This is a genomic window from Shigella sp. FC1544 (assembly GCF_001722145.1).
Classification (GTDB): Bacteria; Pseudomonadota; Gammaproteobacteria; order Enterobacterales; family Enterobacteriaceae; genus Escherichia; species Escherichia coli.
Map to the genome: position 1 here is coordinate 1 of NZ_MECT01000573.1, position 17,061 is coordinate 17,061.

A 17,061-nucleotide genomic window follows, 5' to 3' on the forward strand; every position below is an offset into this window, starting at 1 on the left:
AGTTGCCATGTTTTACGGCAGTGAGAGCAGAGATAGCGCTGATGTCCGGCAGTGCTTTTGCCGTTACGCACCACCCCGTCAGTAGCTGAACAGGAGGGACAGCTGATAGAAACAGAAGCCACTGGAGCACCTCAAAAACACCATCATACACTAAATCAGTAAGTTGGCAGCATCACCTATCACTGGAATCTGCAAAACTTCGCCCCGGAAGATCTGCTTTATGCTCGTTTCGATAGTCCGGCACTCAAGACCTTCACCGAACAGCTGCAACAGGCTGATGGACTGATAGTCGCTACACCTGTGTATAAAGCCGCCTATTCCGGCGCGCTGAAAACCCTGCTCGACCTGCTGCCAGAGCGCGCTTTGCAAGGCAAAGTGGTGCTACCGCTGGCGACGGGCGGTACCGTGGCCCATCTGCTGGCGGTCGATTATGCCCTTAAACCAGTTTTAAGCGCACTGAAAGCTCAGGAGATCCTGCACGGCGTGTTTGCCGATGACTCACAAGTAATTGATTACCATCACAGACCCCAGTTCACGCCAAATCTGCAAACCCGTCTTGATACCGCGCTAGAAACTTTCTGGCAGGCATTGCACCGCCGCGATGTTCAGGTTCCTGACCTTCTGTCTCTGCGAGGTAATGCCCATGCGTAACATCATTAAACTGGCGCTGGTGGGATTGCTTAGCGTCTCTACGATTGCGGTTGCTGCAGAATCCTCGCCTGAAGCGTTATGTATAGGCTATCAGAAAGGCAGTATTGGTATGGTACTGGCAAAAAGCCACCAGTTACTGGAAAAACGCTATCCGCAATCAAAAATCTCCTGGGTGGAGTTCCCCGCGGGTCCGCAAATGTTGGAAGCCTTAAACGTTGGCAGTATTGATCTCGGCAGTACCGGGGATATTCCGCCAATCTTTGCCCAGGCTGCCGGGGCTGATTTGGTATATGTGGGCGTCGAGCCACCGAAGCCCAAAGCCGAAGTGATTCTGGTGGCAGAAAACAGCCCGATCAAAACCGTAGCCGATCTTAAAGGTCACAAAGTTGCCTTTCAGAAAGGTTCCAGTTCACACAACCTTTTACTGCGTGCACTGCGTCAGGCCGGACTTAAGTTTACCGATATCCAACCCACTTACCTGACGCCCGCTGATGCCCGCGCCGCGTTCCAGCAAGGTAACGTTGACGCCTGGGCTATCTGGGATCCCTACTACTCTGCTGCATTATTACAGGGCGGCGTGCGGGTGCTGAAAGACGGCACCGATCTCAATCAAACTGGATCGTTTTATCTGGCAGCTCGTCCCTATGCAGAAAAAACGGCGCTTTTATTCAGGGCGTACTGGCAACCTTTAGTGAGGCCGATGCGTTAACCCGCAGCCAGCGCGAGCAAAGCATCGCTTTACTGGCAAAAACGATGGGCTTACCGGCACCGGTGATTGCCTCTTACTTAGATCATCGCCCTCCTACCACCATCAAACCGGTTAACGCCGAGGTTGCCGCCTTACAGCAGCAAACGGCAGATCTGTTTTATGAAAATCGTCTGGTGCCGAAAAAAGTCGATATTCGCCAGCGCATCTGGCAGCCCACTCAACTGGAAGGAAAACAATTATGAGTCTGAATATGTTCTGGTTTTTACCGACCCACGGTGACGGGCACTATCTTGGAACGGAAGAAGGTTCACGCCCGGTTGATCACGGTTATCTGCAACAAATTGCGCAAGCGGCGGATCGTCTGGGCTATACCGGTGTGCTGATCCCAACGGGGCGATCGTGTGAAGATGCGTGGCTGGTGGCGGCGTCGATGATCCCGGTGACGCCGCGGCTGAAGTTTCTTGTCGCCCTGCGCCCCAGCGTAACCTCACCTACCGTTGCCGCTCGCCAGGCCGCCACGCTTGACCGTCTCTCAAATGGTCGTGCGTTGTTTAATCTGGTCACAGGCAGCGATCCACAAGAGCTGGCAGGCGACGGCGTGTTCCTTGATCATAGCGAGCGCTACGAAGCCTCGGCGGAATTTACCTAGGTCTGGCGGCGCTTATTGCTGGGGGAAACCGTCAATTTCAACGGTAAACATATTCATGTGCGCGGAGCAAAACTGCTCTTCCCGCCGATTCAACAGCCTTATCCTCCGCTTTACTTTGGCGGATCGTCAGATGTCGCCCAGGAGCTGGCGGCAGAACAAGTTGATCTCTACCTCACCTGGGGCGAACCGCCAGAACTAGTAAAAGAGAAGATCGAACAAGTGCGGGCGAAAGCTGCCGCGCATGGACGCAAAATTCGTTTCGGTATTCGTCTGCATGTGATTGTTCGTGAAACTAACGACGAAGCGTGGCAGGCCGCCGAGCGGTTAATCTCGCATCTTGATGATGAAACTATCGCCAAAGCACAGGCCGCATTCGCCCGGACGGATTCCGTAGGACAACAGCGAATGGCGGCGTTACATAACGGCAAGCGCGACAATCTGGAGATCAGCCCCAATTTATGGGCGGGCGTTGGCTTAGTGCGCGGCGGTGCCGGAACGGCGCTGGTGGGCGATGGTCCTACGGTCGCTGCGCGAATCAACGAATACGCCGCGCTTGGCATCGACAGCTTTGTGCTTTCGGGCTATCCGCATCTGGAAGAAGCGTATCGGGTCGGCGAGTTGCTGTTCCCACATCTGGATGTCGCCATTCCGGAAATTCCCCAGCCGCAGCCGCTGAATCCGCAAGGCGAAGCGGTGGCGAATGATTTTATCCCCCGTAAAGTCGCGCAAAGCTAAGGAAGAAATAATGGCAACGCCAGTGAAGAAGTGGTTATTGCGCGTTGCCCCCTGGTTTTTACCGGTGGGCATCGTGGCGGTGTGGCAACTGGCCTCCTCAGTTGGCTGGCTGTCGACGCGTATTTTGCCCTCACCGGAAGGGGTGGTGACGGCGTTCTGGACGCTCTCCGCCAGCGGCGAACTGTGGCAGCATCTGGCGATCAGTTCCTAGCGGGCGCTGATTGGCTTTTCAATTGGCGGATCGCTGGGGTTGATTTTGGGACTGATTAGCGGGCTATCTCGCTGGGGAGAACGGCTGCTGGATACCTCAATTCAGATGTTGCGCAACGTGCCGCATCTGGCGCTGATCCCGCTGGTGATTTTGTGGTTTGGCATTGATGAATCCGCAAAAATCTTTCTGGTGGCGCTCGGTACGCTGTTTCCCATTTATATCAACACCTGGCATGGCATCCGTAATATCGATCGCGGGCTGGTGGAGATGGCGCGTAGCTATGGGTTATCCGGCATACCGCTGTTTATCCATGTGATCCTGCCTGGTGCCCTGCCCTCAATTATGGTCGGCGTGCGTTTTGCGTTGGGCCTGATGTGGCTGACGCTGATTGTTGCCGAAACCATTTCTGCCAATTCCGGCATTGGTTATCTGGCGATGAATGCGCGAGAGTTTTTGCAAACGGACGTGGTGGTAGTCGCTATTATTCTTTACGCCCTGCTCGGCAAACTTGCTGACGTCAGCGCGCAGCTGTTAGAGCGCCTCTGGTTGCGCTGGAACCCGGCTTATCATTTGAAGGAGGCCACGGTATGAATACTGCTCGTCTGAACCAGGGCACACCATTGTTGCTCAATGCAGTAAGCAAACATTACGCGGAAAATATCGTCCTGAACCAACTGGATTTACATATTCCGGCAGGTCAGTTTGTGGCGGTGGTGGCAAAAGTACCCTACTGCGCCTGCTGGCCGGGCTGGAAACGCCAACCGCAGGCGATGTGTTGGCAGGCACCACACCGCTGGCTGAAATTCAGGAAGACACGCGAATGATGTTTCAGGATGCGCGTCTGCTACCGTGGAAATCGGTGATTGATAACGTTGGGTTAGGCCTTAAAGGCCAGTGGCGCGATGCCGCGCGTCGGGCGTTGGCTGCGGTAGGACTGGAGAATCGCGCCGGGGAATGGCCTGCCGCACTTTCAGGCGGGCAGAAACAGCGAGTGGCGCTGGCAAGAGCGTTGATTCATCGACCGGGTTTATTGTTGCTTGATGAACCGCTCGGGGCACTGGACGCCTTAACGCGACTCGAGATGCAGGATTTGATTGTGTCACTTTGGCAGGAGCACGGCTTTACCGTACTGTTGGTGACGCATGATGTGAGCGAAGCGGTAGCAATGGCTGACCGGGTGTTATTAATTGAAGAGGGAAAAATTGGTCTGGATTTGACAGTGGATATCCCCCGTCCGCGTCGATTAGGGTCGGTGCGATTAGCGGAGCTGGAATCGGAAGTGTTGCAAAGGGTGATGCAGCGTGGTGAATCTGAAATTCGCCTGAGAAAACAGGGGTAAATTCCCCGAATGGCGGCGCTATTGCCGCCATTCGGTTATTTATCAAGCCAGTGCTTTGGTGATCTTCTCGTACAGATCGCCAGAGAGATTTTCCAGCCCTTTCAACTGTTCCAGCGCCGCGCGCATTTTCTCCTGACGTTTGGCATCATAACGTTTCAGGCGAATCAGCGGTTCAATCAGACGTGAAGCCACCTGCGGGTTACGGCTGTTGAGGTCGGTAAGCATTTCCACCAGGAACTGGTAACCGCTCCCATCTTCGGCATGGAACGCTGCCGGATTGCTGCCCGCAAACGCGCCAATCAACGAACGAATACGGTTCGGGTTGCTCATGGTAAATGAGCGATGCTGCAACAGACCGCGCACCGTCTCCAGCACATTCGCCGCCGGGCTGGTGGCTTGCAGGATAAACCATTTATCCATCACCAGACCGTCCTGATGCCACTTATCGTCGTATTCCTGCATCAGCGCATCACGGCATGGCAGCTGTGCGGCAACCGCCGCAGAAAGCGCCGCCAGCGCATCGGTCATATTGTTCGCTTCGTGGAACTGCTTGCTCACCAGCACGTCAGCCAGATGCGTTTCACCAAAAGCAAGGAAGCGCAGGCAGGCATTACGCAGAGTGCGTTTCGCAATATCTTCATGCTCAACACGGTACTCGCTCTGGTAATTCGCGTTGTAAATAGCCAGCAGCTCATCCGCCAGTTCAGTCGCCAGAGTACGAGTGAGTGCTTCGCGTACTTCGGCAATAGCAATCGGGTCGATGATATCGAACAGTTCAGCCATTTCATTGACAGAAGGCAGCGTCAGGATTTCTGCCGCCAGCGCCGGATCAATCTTCTCATCGAGCAGCACTGCGCGGAAAGCGTCAGCCACATGTACCGGCAGAGACAGCGGCTGCCCTTGCTGATGTCGGGCAACGTTCAGCTTGATGTAGGTTGCCAGCAGGCTTTGTGCCGCATCCCAGCGGGAGAAATCATTACGCGCATGACGCATCAGGAAGGTCAGTTGCTGATCGCTCCACTTATATTCCAGTTTCACTGGCGCAGAGAATTCGCACAGCAGCGCAGGCACCGGCTGGAAGTAGACATTATCAAAAACAAAGGTCTGTTCCGCCTGGGTGACGTTCAGCACGGAATTCACCGGATGACCGCCTTTCTGCAACGAGATCACTTTGCCTTCGTTGTCATACAATTCGATGGCAAACGGAATATGCAGCGGCTGTTTTTCTGCCTGATCCGGCGTGGCTGGCGTGCGCTGGCTGATGGTCAGGGTGTACTGCTCGGTTTCCGGATTGTAGTCGTCTTTGACGGTCACAATCGGCGTGCCGGACTGGCTGTACCAACGGCGGAAATGGGAGAGATCGACATTCGACGCATCTTCCATCGCCTGCACAAAGTCGTCGCAGGTTGCCGCGCTGCCATCATGGCGCTCGAAATAGAGTTGCATCCCTTTCTGGAAGTTTTCTTCGCCCAGCAGGGTGTGGATCATACGGATCACTTCCGCGCCCTTCTCGTAAACGGTCAGGGTATAGAAGTTGTTCATCTCAATGACCATGTCCGGGCGGATCGGGTGCGCCATCGGGCTGGCGTCTTCCGCAAACTGCAATCCGCGCATGGTGCGCACATTATTGATGCGGTTAACTGCACGGGAACCAAGGTCAGAGCTGAATTCCTGATCGCGGAAGACGGTTAAACCTTCTTTCAGGCTGAGCTGGAACCAGTCGCGGCAGGTGACTCGGTTACCGGTCCAGTTATGGAAATATTCATGGCCGATAACGCGTTCAATATCGAGGTAATCTTTGTCAGTGGCGGTGTCGGTGCGGGCCAGCACATATTTGGAGTTAAAGATATTCAAACCCTTATTCTCCATTGCGCCCATATTGAAGAAATCCACCGCGACGATCATATAGATGTCGAGGTCATACTCCAGGCCGAAGCGTTCTTCATCCCATTTCATTGAGTTTTTCAGCGAGGTCATCGCCCACGGCGCGCGATCAAGGTTGCCGCGATCGACGTACAGCTCCAGCGCCACTTCGCGACCAGAACGCGTGGTAAAGGTGTCGCGCAGTACATCAAAGTCGCCTGCCACCAGCGCAAACAGGTAGCACGGTTTCGGGAACGGGTCCTGCCACTGTACCCAATGGCGTCCGTTTTCCAGTTCACCTTGCGCAACGCGGTTACCGTTGGAAAGCAGGAAGGGATATTTGGTTTTATCGGCAATAATTTTGGTGGTAAAACGCGCCAGCACGTCCGGGCGGTCGAGATAATACGTAATATGGCGGAAACCTTCGGCTTCACACTGGGTGCAAAGCGCATCGCCTGACTGATAAAGCCCTTCCAGCGCGGTATTCGCCGCCGGGCTTATTTCATTAACGATCTTAAGCGTAAAATGCTCCGGCAAATTACTGATGACCAGTGCGCCCTCTTCTTCTTTCCAGGCGGTCCACGGCTCATCATTAATATGAACAGAAACCAGTTTGAGGTCTTCGCCGTTGAGACGAAGCGGAGCATCTGATGCACCATGACGGACAGCCTGGCTGACCGCGGTAACGACCGTCTTTTGCGCGTCGAGGTCAAAGGTCAAGTCAATATCAGTAATCTGGTAATCCGGCGCACGATAATCGTGACGGTATTTGGCTTGTGGCTGTTGAGTCATAAATAACCTTTAGCATCTTTTATAGAGTCTGGTGTTCAGTCTATTCCTGTTGCGTAAATCGCGCTATGCAGAATCTTCATCTTTTCAGGTACAAACGCCTTTATTGCTACATTTTTATAACATACACCGCGTAATGCCATCGACCAGAAAGGTGGCATATGGTGTGATCGGGGTTCAATAAATTGCGAAACAAGGTATACTCCAGCAGTTCCTGAAGATGTTTATTGTACTAAACGCTCCTGTACGAGGATGCTACTGCGCACCTATGACACAATTCGCTTCTCCTGTTCTGCACTCGTTGCTGGATACAGATGCTTATAAGTTGCATATGCAGCAAGCCGTGTTTCATCACTATTACGATGTGCATGTCGCGGCGGAGTTTCGTTGCCGAGGTGACGATCTGCTGGGTATTTATGCCGATGCTATTCGTGAACAGATTCAGGCGATGCAGCACCTGCGCCTGCAGGATGATGAATATCAGTGGCTCTCTGCCCTGCCTTTCTTTAAGGCCGACTATCTTAACTGGTTACGCGAATTCCGCTTTAACCCGGAACAAGTCACCGTGTCCAACGATAATGGCAAGCTGGATATTCGCTTAAGCGGTCCGTGGCGTGAAGTCATCCTCTGGGAAGTTCCTTTGCTGGCGGTTATCAGTGAAATGGTACATCGCTATCGCTCACCGCAGGCCGACGTTGCGCAAGCCCTCGACACGCTGGAAAGCAAATTAGTCGACTTCTCGGCGTTAACCACCGGTCTTGATATGTCGCGCTTCCATCTGATGGATTTTGGCACCCGTCGCCGTTTTTCTCGCGAAGTACAAGAAACCATCGTTAAGCGTCTGCAACAGGAATCCTGGTTCGTGGGCACCAGCAACTACGATCTGGCGCGTCGGCTTTCCCTCACGCCGATGGGAACACAGGCGCACGAATGGTTCCAGGCACATCAGCAAATCAGCCCGGACCTAGCCAACAGCCAGCGAGCTGCACTTGCTGCCTGGCTGGAAGAATATCCCGACCAACTTGGCATTGCATTAACCGACTGCATCACTATGGATGCTTTCCTGCGTGATTTCGGTGTCGAGTTCGCCAGTCGGTATCAGGGCCTGCGTCATGACTCTGGCGACCCGGTTGAATGGGGTGAAAAAGCCATTGCACATTATAAAAAGCTGGGAATTGATCCACAGAGTAAAACGCTGGTTTTCTCTGACAATCTGGATTTACGCAAAGCGGTTGAGCTATACCGCCACTTCTCTTCCCGCGTGCAATTAAGTTTTGGTATTGGGACTCGCCTGACCTGCGATATCCCCCAGGTAAAACCCCTGAATATTGTGATTAAGTTGGTAGAGTGTAACGGTAAACCGGTGGCGAAACTTTCTGACAGCCCTGGCAAAACTATCTGCCATGATAAAGCGTTTGTTCGGGCGCTGCGCAAAGCGTTCGACCTTCCGCATATTAAAAAAGCCAGTTAATATCATCAGGGAGCTAATCGGCTCCCTTTTTTTACCTTTAATTCCGAAATCTTTCGCTGCATTTGCGAATTCTGCTTGTCTGATTGCAGATGCCAGGTAACATAGGTATCCCCCCATTTACGGGTGGACAAGTGTTTATTTTTTCCGACTATTAACAGAGAGAATATTATGAGCGTTGTGCCTGTAGCCGACGTACTCCAGGGCCGCGTAGCCGTTGACAGCGAAGTCACCGTACGCGGATGGGTACGTACCCGCCGAGATTCAAAAGCTGGCATCTCCTTCCTCGCCGTTTATGACGGTTCCTGCTTTGATCCTGTACAGGCTGTCATCAATAATTCTCTGCCCAATTACAATGAAGACGTCCTGCGTCTGACCACCGGCTGCTCGGTCATTGTGACGGGTAAAGTCGTGGCGTCGCCGGGCCAGGGGCAACAATTTGAAATTCAGGCCAGCAAAGTTGAAGTTGCTGGTTGGGTTGAAGATCCAGACACTTACCCGATGGCGGCAAAACGCCACAGCATTGAGTATCTGCGTGAAGTCGCTCACCTGCGTCCGCGCACAAACCTGATTGGTGCCGTCGCGCGCGTTCGCCATACGCTGGCGCAGGCGCTGCATCGCTTCTTTAACGAGCAGGGATTCTTCTGGGTTTCAACGCCACTGATTACCGCATCTGATACCGAAGGTGCAGGCGAAATGTTCCGCGTTTCTACGCTGGATCTGGAAAACCTGCCGCGTAACGATCAGGGCAAAGTGGATTTCGACAAAGACTTCTTTGGTAAAGAGTCTTTCCTGACCGTATCTGGCCAGTTGAACGGCGAAACCTACGCTTGCGCATTATCCAAAATTTATACCTTCGGCCCGACTTTCCGTGCTGAAAACTCCAACACCAGCCGTCACCTGGCGGAATTCTGGATGCTGGAGCCGGAAGTGGCGTTTGCTAACCTGAACGATATCGCGGGTCTGGCTGAAGCCATGCTGAAATATGTCTTCAAAGCGGTTCTCGAAGAACGCGCAGACGACATGAAATTCTTCGCTGAACGCGTAGATAAAGATGCCGTTTCACGTCTGGAACGCTTCATTGAGGCCGATTTCGCGCAGGTGGATTACACCGACGCAGTGACCATTCTCGAAAACTGCGGCAGGAAGTTTGAAAACCCGGTTTACTGGGGCGTCGATCTCTCTTCTGAGCATGAGCGTTATCTGGCGGAAGAACACTTTAAAGCACCGGTAGTGGTTAAAAACTATCCGAAAGATATTAAAGCGTTCTATATGCGCCTCAACGAAGACGGTAAAACCGTTGCGGCTATGGACGTTCTGGCTCCGGGCATCGGTGAGATCATTGGTGGCTCCCAGCGTGAAGAACGTCTGGACGTTCTGGACGAGCGTATGCTGGAAATGGGCCTGAATAAAGAAGATTACTGGTGGTATCGCGATCTGCGTCGCTACGGTACTGTTCCGCATTCAGGTTTCGGTCTTGGTTTTGAACGCCTGATTGCTTACGTAACTGGCGTGCAAAACGTGCGTGATGTGATTCCGTTCCCACGTACTCCGCGCAACGCCAGCTTCTGATTTTCTTCCCCAAAGAGCCAGCGCCTGCTGGCTCTTTTTTATCCTTTCTGTCAAGTTATCTGTTTGTTAAGTCAAGCAATCTATTTGCAACCCCGCCATAACGATCATCCTGTTACGGAATATTACATTGCAACATTTACGCACAAAAAAATAACCCGCATTCTTATTGCGGATTAGTTTTTTCTTAGCTGATAGCACTATTTTCATACTATTTTTTGGCATTCTGGATGTCTGAAAGAGGATTTTGTGCCAGGTCGATAAAGTTTCCATCAGAAACAAAATTTCCGCTTAGTTAATTTAAATATAAGTAAATCATATAAATAGATAAAAATTGCTGTAAATATCATCACGTTTCTATGGAAATATGACGGTGTTCACAAAGTTCCTTAATTTTTACTTTTGGTTACATATTTTTTCTTTTTGAAACTAAATCTTTATCTTTGCAGCACTTTCACGGTAGCGAAACGTTAGTTTGAATGGAAAGATGCCTGCAGGCACATAAAGACACCAAACTCTCATCAATAGTTCCGTAAATTTTTATTGACAGAACTTATTGACGGCAGTGGCAGGTGTCATAAAAAAAACCATGAGGGTAATAAATAATGATGAAGCGCAATATTCTGGCAGTGATCGTCCCTGCTCTGTTAGTAGCAGGTACTGCAAACGCTGCAGAAATCTATAACAAAGATGGCAACAAAGTAGATCTGTACGGTAAAGCTGTTGGTCTGCATTATTTTTCCAAGGGTAACGGTGAAAACAGTTACGGTGGCAATGGCGACATGACCTATGCCCGTCTTGGTTTTAAAGGGGAAACTCAAATCAATTCCGATCTGACCGGTTATGGTCAGTGGGAATATAACTTCCAAGGTAACAACTCTGAAGGCGCTGACGCTCAAACTGGTAACAAAACGCGTCTGGCATTCGCGGGTCTTAAATACGCTGACGTTGGTTCTTTCGATTACGGCCGTAACTACGGTGTGGTTTATGATGCACTGGGTTACACCGATATGCTGCCAGAATTTGGTGGTGATACTGCATACAGCGATGACTTCTTCGTTGGTCGTGTTGGCGGCGTTGCTACCTATCGTAACTCCAACTTCTTTGGTCTGGTTGATGGCCTGAACTTCGCTGTTCAGTACCTGGGTAAAAACGAGCGTGACACTGCACGCCGTTCTAACGGCGACGGTGTTGGCGGTTCTATCAGCTACGAATACGAAGGCTTTGGTATCGTTGGTGCTTATGGTGCAGCTGACCGTACCAACCTGCAAGAAGCTCAACCTCTTGGCAACGGTAAAAAAGCTGAACAGTGGGCTACTGGTCTGAAATACGACGCGAACAACATCTACCTGGCAGCGAACTACGGTGAAACCCGTAACGCTACGCCGATCACTAATAAATTTACAAACACCAGCGGCTTCGCCAACAAAACGCAAGACGTTCTGTTAGTTGCGCAATACCAGTTCGATTTCGGTCTGCGTCCGTCCATCGCTTACACCAAATCTAAAGCGAAAGACGTAGAAGGTATCGGTGATGTTGATCTGGTGAACTACTTTGAAGTGGGCGCAACCTACTACTTCAACAAAAACATGTCCACCTATGTTGACTACATCATCAACCAGATCGATTCTGACAACAAACTGGGCGTAGGTTCAGACGACACCGTTGCTGTGGGTATCGTTTACCAGTTCTAATAGCACACCTCTTTGTTAAATGCCGAAAAAACAGGACTTTGGTCCTGTTTTTTTTATACCTTCCAGAGCAATCTCACGTCTTGCAAAAACAGCCTGCGTTTTCATCAGTAATAGTTGGAATTTTGTAAATCTCCCGTTACCCTGATAGCGGACTTCCCTTCTGTAACCATAATGGAACCTCGTCATGTTTGAGAACATTACCGCCGCTCCTGCCGACCCGATTCTGGGCCTGGCCGATCTGTTTCGTGCCGATGAACGTCCCGGCAAAATTAACCTCGGGATTGGTGTCTATAAAGATGAGACGGGCAAAACCCCGGTACTGACCAGCGTGAAAAAGGCTGAACAGTATCTGCTCGAAAATGAAACCACCAAAAATTACCTCGGCATTGACGGCATCCCTGAATTTGGTCGCTGCACTCAGGAACTGCTGTTTGGTAAAGGTAGCGCCCTGATCAATGACAAACGTGCTCGCACGGCACAGACTCCGGGGGGCACTGGCGCACTACGCGTAGCTGCCGATTTCCTGGCAAAAAATACCAGCGTTAAGCGAGTGTGGGTGAGCAACCCAAGCTGGCCGAACCATAAGAGCGTCTTTAACTCTGCAGGTCTGGAAGTTCGTGAATACGCTTATTATGATGCGGAAAATCACACTCTTGACTTCGATGCACTGATTAACAGCCTGAATGAAGCTCAGGCTGGCGACGTAGTGCTGTTCCATGGCTGCTGCCATAACCCAACCGGTATCGACCCTACGCTGGAACAATGGCAGACACTGGCACAACTCTCCGTTGAGAAAGGCTGGTTACCGCTGTTTGACTTCGCTTACCAGGGTTTTGCCCGTGGTCTGGAAGAAGATGCTGAAGGACTGCGCGCTTTCGCGGCTATGCATAAAGAGCTGATTGTTGCCAGTTCCTACTCTAAAAACTTTGGCCTGTACAACGAGCGTGTTGGCGCTTGTACTCTGGTTGCTGCCGACAGTGAAACCGTTGATCGCGCATTCAGCCAAATGAAAGCGGCGATTCGCGCTAACTACTCTAACCCACCAGCACACGGCGCTTCTGTTGTTGCCACCATCCTGAGCAACGATGCGTTACGTGCGATTTGGGAACAAGAGCTGACTGATATGCGCCAGCGTATTCAGCGTATGCGTCAGTTGTTCGTCAATACGCTGCAGGAAAAAGGCGCAAACCGCGACTTCAGCTTTATCATCAAACAGAACGGCATGTTCTCCTTCAGTGGCCTGACAAAAGAACAAGTGCTGCGTCTGCGCGAAGAGTTTGGCGTATATGCGGTTGCTTCTGGTCGCGTAAATGTGGCCGGGATGACACCAGATAACATGGCTCCGCTGTGCGAAGCGATTGTGGCAGTGCTGTAAGCATTAAAAACAATGAAGCCCGCTGAAAAGCGGGCTGAGACTGATGACAAACGCAACATTGCCTGATGCGCTACGCTTATCAGGCCTACGCGTCCCCTGCAATATTTTGAATTTGCACGATTTTGTAGGCCGGATAAGGCGCTCGTGCCGCATCCGGCATAAACAAAGCGCACTTTGCCAGAAATCCAGGCCCGCATTAAAAGCGGGCTTTTTTATGTGCCTTACCAGACGGGCATTTCGTCTTGCAGGAAGGGATTATGCAGGCGTTCATAACCAAGTGTGGATAATGGTCCGTGACCCGGAATAAATGTCACGTCATCCCCCAGTGGCAGCAATTTATCTTTGATTGAAGAAATCAGTTGATTATGATCGCCACGCGGGAAGTCACTGCGCCCTACTCCGCCTTTGAAAATAACATCGCCAGAAATCAGCAGCTTTGCCCGATCATCAAAAAACACGACATGACCCGGCGTATGCCCAGGGCAATGTAACACCTGTAAAGTCACATTTCCTATGCTGATGGTATCGCCTTCGTTCAGCCAACGATCTGGCGTCAGCGGCTGGCACTCTTCCAGACCAAACATACGACTTTGCGCAGGCAAGCCTTGCAGCCAGAACTCATCTTCTTTTTCCGGGCCAAAAACCGGCACGCCGTAATGTTGCGCCAGTTCCGCCGCTGCGCCAACGTGGTCCAGATGACCATGCGTCAGCAGGATCTGCATCAGTGTCAGGCCGCTGTCATCAACTTCCTGTTTGATTTTTTCCGCATCGCCGCCAGGATCGACCAGTGCGGCCAGACGGGTTTGTTCACACCAGATTAATGAACAGTTCTGGGAGAATGCGGTGACCGGAATAATACGATAGTTCATACTGCCCCTGTTTCGTTAAGCGATTGCTACCAGTGCCGTGCTGGCCCGGTATCAATATGCACAAAGTTACTACGTGGGTAATATCCTACACCACCTGCGCGCATAGATAACGCGGCTTTGCGAATATTGCTTAACGCGATACCTTCAATATGGAAATCCATCGCCTGGCCTTTAGTGTGATAGCTTTTCTTCGCTACTCCACGGCTGCGGGCGCGTAGTTCATTGTTGGTATCAATGGAACGATAACCGGAAATGAGTTGCACCGGTTTGCGCGTGCCTAACAACCCTTGCAGGCGATACAACTGGTCGAATAATCCTGGGTCGATGGACTTTATTTTGTTCGCGCGGTAATCGCGGAAAAAATGGTTAAGTTTTGCCAATTCTTCCTGAATATAGCCTCTGCCATCGAAAAACTCCGCTTTGATTGACTCTCCGGTATGAAGATTATTGAGTGTCAAAATGCGCGGGCGTGGGGTAGAGAGTGTTGCAAACGCAGGGGTCGGCAGGATGGCGGCACCGAGTGCAACGCCACCAAGCGCCAGCAATTTGCGGCGATTAGCGTCGAATTTGTCCATGATAATCAAGTCTACAGGTCAATGTTATCGTTTATATGCACTTCTGGCGCACAAGAGGCACCTTAACCGCCCGTAAAGCAGACGTCAAGATGACTCAACCCCAGCAGTGACGGGGGCTGCAGAGAATCGCCCCCAATCATGCTAATTATTACGACAACTGATTTCCCCGAACTACTTCATTTACCTGATTAATTGTTCCGCTTTCGATACGATTTGCGAGCTGGATCGCGCAGGCAGATCATAATTGTAAATATCTGTACGATACTGGGTACGACCATCTGCACCAACAAAGGCCGTCAGGTAGTAGAGATTCACCGGAATCGACTGCCGAATATTGACGTAACGTGTATCACCCTGCTTCAGCGCATCAGAAATACGTTTGTCATTCCAGCCTGCATCCTGCAACAGCATATTCGCCAGATCGGAAGCTTTATTCACTCGTACACAGCCTGAGCTCAATGCGCGTGTATCACGCTTGAACAGATTGTGGGTCGGCGTGTCATGCAAATAAATGGCCTCTGAACTCGGCATATTGAATTTATAGCGCCCCAGCGAGTTCCGTGGGCCTGGAGCCTGCTGGAAGCGGAACGGTAAATTCGAGGCCGTGATTGTAGACCAGTCAACCTGCCATGGGTCAATCGCTTCTCTGCTGTTCCAGCCACGCATCACCGTATAGCCATGGCTTTCGAGATATCCCGGATCGTTGCGCACTTTTGGCAGAATATCTTTGCGTGCCAGAGTTGGAGGTACGTTCCACGGCGGGTTTACCACTACGTTGTTAAGGGCACTGCTCATCATCGGCGTTTTGCGATCGGGGCGACCGACAATGACTCGCGAATCCAGCACCTGATTGCCGTTCTGATAGTAGACCAGCGAATAGGCCGGAATGTTAACCATGATCCCGGTAGAAAGCTCTGTTGGCAGCAAGCGCAATCGCTGGATGTTGAGAGCCAACACGCCAGCACGCTGGGCGGGCGTTACGTTTAACCAGTCACGTGTTGCCGGGCCAATAGCACCATCTGCCCCCAATCCTTGCCATGCCTGAAAACGTTTAACGGCTTCCACCAGTTCATTATCGTAGGCGGCGCGAACGGCAGGCGCAGGTTTACTACGAGACGTCGTTTGCTTGTCCATCGGCTTAGTTTCTGCTGTTTCAACAGTAACAGCGGATGGGCTGACTACCGCGTCAGTTGGCGTGTCATCGCCAGGTAGAGTAATTTTCGGCCCCCCGTCCAACATGCCTGTGCGTTGCAATATTTCGCGCAACGCCGGTACGTCGTTACTCCACTGCCCTGGGCGCAACGTTGCTTTGCCGGTCAGTTGGGGCCACGGTTTGGTGTCACTGAGTAAGGCCAGTAACGATTCATGCATCGCCGCATATTGCGGATGCTGCGGTGCCAGTCCTGCAACAAACGTAGGCAATTGACCTTTATCCAGCGCCAGCTGCCATTGGTTAATCACCGAGAGCGGCGGCGTTGCAAGTGCATAAGGTTTACTGCTATATAGCCAGCGAGTGCCTTTGACCGGAATATTTGCAATGAAATGGAGATAGCCCATCATCGCATCAGAGAGCACTACGTCGCGTGCCATCCCGTTAACACCAGGATCGGTCAGTAACTCTACCCATTTATTAAACTGCGGCTGGAAACCGGCAATCGCCACCTCTGCCAGCTGTTGCTGGAAGGCTTTAACAGCATCACGGTTTTCCCACATGGGTTGCATATCGCGTGCGGCATACAACAGTTGAAGCTGGTTAAGATAAACCGGCTTGTAACCTGCGGGTAATTGAGATTCGATTTGCGTGCGGGCTTTTTCTGCCGCACCTTCAGGCAATGGCTGGATCCCCGCCATTATTGCCGTGGCTTGCGCCTGCGGCAGTGCCTCGCCCTGTTCACTGACAGCCACCGGGCTGTCGCCAGGGATTACTTCAGGCTCATCGGCCTGCGCATTGAACAGTGGAGCGAATGTTACGGCCAGGCACAAACTGATTGCCGACAGCCGACGACCACACATCATATTAAGCAACATCCCTTGCCCCCTGTTTTTATCATACTCTGAATAGCCAGGCTGTTATTTTACGACTTGCCTGTACAACGCCAATACTCACGAAAGTATGACGAGCAAGCCTGTTACTCATCAGGCTTATCTTCAGTATATAAACGCCGATACGTTTTTACATAACCTAATGTAAAGAAATTTAAAGAAAAGCGCGCCGTTATGTGTAATGCCGATCAGTTAAGGATCAGTTGACCGATCCAGTGGCTGTGTAAGAATCCGGAAACGCTCACTTGTTTCCGGATTTTTTTATGCACATTGGACAGGCTCTTGATCTGGTATCCCGTTACGATTCTCTGCGTAACCCACTGACTTCTCTGGGGGATTACCTCGACCCCGAACTCATCTCTCGTTGCCTTGCCGAATCAGGTACTGTAACGCTACGCAAGCGCCGTCTTCCCCTCGAAATGATGGTCTGGTGTATTGTTGGCATGGCGCTTGAGCGTAAAGAACCTCTTCACCAGATTGTGAATCGCCTGGACATCATGCTGCCGGGCAATCGCCCCTTCG

The 17,061-nt window shown here is 51.6% G+C and carries 10 protein-coding genes and 5 pseudogenes; 10 read left to right on the forward strand and 5 right to left on the reverse strand.

The features are described 5' to 3' along the window. Window positions 1-122: IS1 family transposase (locus BGK49_RS28555; protein ID WP_001422013.1), on the reverse strand; the 122-nt coding region annotated here is incomplete at its 3' end. Between the two features lie 55 nt (window positions 123-177). On the opposite strand from BGK49_RS28555, the pseudogene ssuE reads away from it, so the two are divergent. The 5 pseudogenes from ssuE to ssuB form a co-directional block, all read left to right on the forward strand. Then, window positions 178-651 (forward strand): annotated as a pseudogene (gene ssuE / locus BGK49_RS22630) (NADPH-dependent FMN reductase); the annotation flags it as partial. Next, a pseudogene (ssuA, locus tag BGK49_RS22635) lies at window positions 644-1,602 on the forward strand (aliphatic sulfonate ABC transporter substrate-binding protein SsuA). The pseudogenes ssuE and ssuA, both read left to right, overlap by 8 nt. Then, window positions 1,599-2,744: pseudogene (gene ssuD / locus BGK49_RS29955) on the forward strand (FMNH2-dependent alkanesulfonate monooxygenase). Before ssuA ends, ssuD begins: the two co-directional pseudogenes overlap by 4 nt. Before the next feature lie 10 nt (window positions 2,745-2,754). Beyond that, window positions 2,755-3,546: pseudogene (gene ssuC / locus BGK49_RS22650) on the forward strand (aliphatic sulfonate ABC transporter permease SsuC). Then, window positions 3,543-4,294: pseudogene (gene ssuB / locus BGK49_RS22655) on the forward strand (aliphatic sulfonates ABC transporter ATP-binding protein). Before ssuC ends, ssuB begins: the two co-directional pseudogenes overlap by 4 nt. 42 nt (window positions 4,295-4,336) lie before the next feature. On the opposite strand, the gene pepN reads toward ssuB, so the two are convergent. Continuing rightward, window positions 4,337-6,949, reverse strand: coding sequence for an aminopeptidase N (gene pepN, locus BGK49_RS22660; protein WP_000193834.1), 2,613 nt, complete (start codon window positions 6,947-6,949; stop codon window positions 4,337-4,339). Window positions 6,950-7,214: 265 nt separating this feature from the next. Between pepN and pncB the strand changes: the two genes are divergently transcribed. The 4 genes from pncB to aspC all read left to right on the forward strand — a co-directional run bounded on the left by pncB (window position 7,215) and on the right by aspC (window position 13,052). Next, on the forward strand, window positions 7,215-8,417 hold the full coding sequence (gene pncB / locus BGK49_RS22665) for a nicotinate phosphoribosyltransferase (protein ID WP_005043120.1): 1,203 nt from the start codon (window positions 7,215-7,217) through the stop codon (window positions 8,415-8,417). A 168-nt stretch (window positions 8,418-8,585) separates the two neighbouring features. Continuing rightward, a complete protein-coding gene (asnS, locus tag BGK49_RS22670; protein WP_000117881.1) occupies window positions 8,586-9,986 on the forward strand; it encodes an asparagine--tRNA ligase in 1,401 nt (466 codons plus the stop codon). A 602-nt stretch (window positions 9,987-10,588) separates the two neighbouring features. Then, entirely contained in the window at window positions 10,589-11,677 is a 1,089-nt protein-coding gene (gene ompF, locus BGK49_RS22675) for a porin OmpF (protein WP_000977920.1), read from the forward strand. Between the two features lie 184 nt (window positions 11,678-11,861). Beyond that, window positions 11,862-13,052, forward strand: coding sequence for an aspartate transaminase (gene aspC, locus BGK49_RS22685; protein WP_000462687.1), 1,191 nt, complete (start codon window positions 11,862-11,864; stop codon window positions 13,050-13,052). Between the two features lie 221 nt (window positions 13,053-13,273). Here aspC and gloC read toward each other — a convergent pair whose 3' ends face one another. The 3 genes from gloC to ldtD form a co-directional block, all read right to left on the reverse strand. Beyond that, window positions 13,274-13,921, reverse strand: coding sequence for a hydroxyacylglutathione hydrolase GloC (gloC, locus tag BGK49_RS22690; RefSeq protein WP_001109487.1), 648 nt, complete (start codon window positions 13,919-13,921; stop codon window positions 13,274-13,276). A gap of 26 nt (window positions 13,922-13,947) precedes the next feature. Then, window positions 13,948-14,496 (reverse strand): YcbK family protein, encoded by a 549-nt coding sequence (locus BGK49_RS22695; protein ID WP_001295932.1) that lies wholly within the window; start codon window positions 14,494-14,496, stop codon window positions 13,948-13,950. 180 nt (window positions 14,497-14,676) lie between these two features. Continuing rightward, window positions 14,677-16,524: a L,D-transpeptidase gene (gene ldtD / locus BGK49_RS22700; RefSeq protein ID WP_000925998.1), complete on the reverse strand. Its 1,848-nt coding sequence runs from the start codon at window positions 16,522-16,524 to the stop codon at window positions 14,677-14,679. A gap of 260 nt (window positions 16,525-16,784) precedes the next feature. On the opposite strand from ldtD, the gene BGK49_RS22705 reads away from it, so the two are divergent. After that, window positions 16,785-17,061: transposase domain-containing protein (locus BGK49_RS22705; protein ID WP_024249094.1), on the forward strand; the 277-nt coding region annotated here is incomplete at its 3' end.

Excerpts from the sequence above, each read along its gene's own strand:
- pepN (WP_000193834.1), bottom strand. The coding sequence starts at position 6,949 with ATGACTCAACAGCCACAAGCCAAATACCGTCACGATTATCGTGCGCCG.
- aspC (WP_000462687.1), top strand. The coding sequence starts at position 11,862 with ATGTTTGAGAACATTACCGCCGCTCCTGCCGACCCGATTCTGGGCCTG.
- BGK49_RS22695 (WP_001295932.1), bottom strand. The coding sequence starts at position 14,496 with ATGGACAAATTCGACGCTAATCGCCGCAAATTGCTGGCGCTTGGTGGC.
- gloC (WP_001109487.1), bottom strand. The coding sequence starts at position 13,921 with ATGAACTATCGTATTATTCCGGTCACCGCATTCTCCCAGAACTGTTCA.
- asnS (WP_000117881.1), top strand. The coding sequence starts at position 8,586 with ATGAGCGTTGTGCCTGTAGCCGACGTACTCCAGGGCCGCGTAGCCGTT.
- pncB (WP_005043120.1), top strand. The coding sequence starts at position 7,215 with ATGACACAATTCGCTTCTCCTGTTCTGCACTCGTTGCTGGATACAGAT.
- ldtD (WP_000925998.1), bottom strand. The coding sequence starts at position 16,524 with ATGTTGCTTAATATGATGTGTGGTCGTCGGCTGTCGGCAATCAGTTTG.
- ompF (WP_000977920.1), top strand. The coding sequence starts at position 10,589 with ATGATGAAGCGCAATATTCTGGCAGTGATCGTCCCTGCTCTGTTAGTA.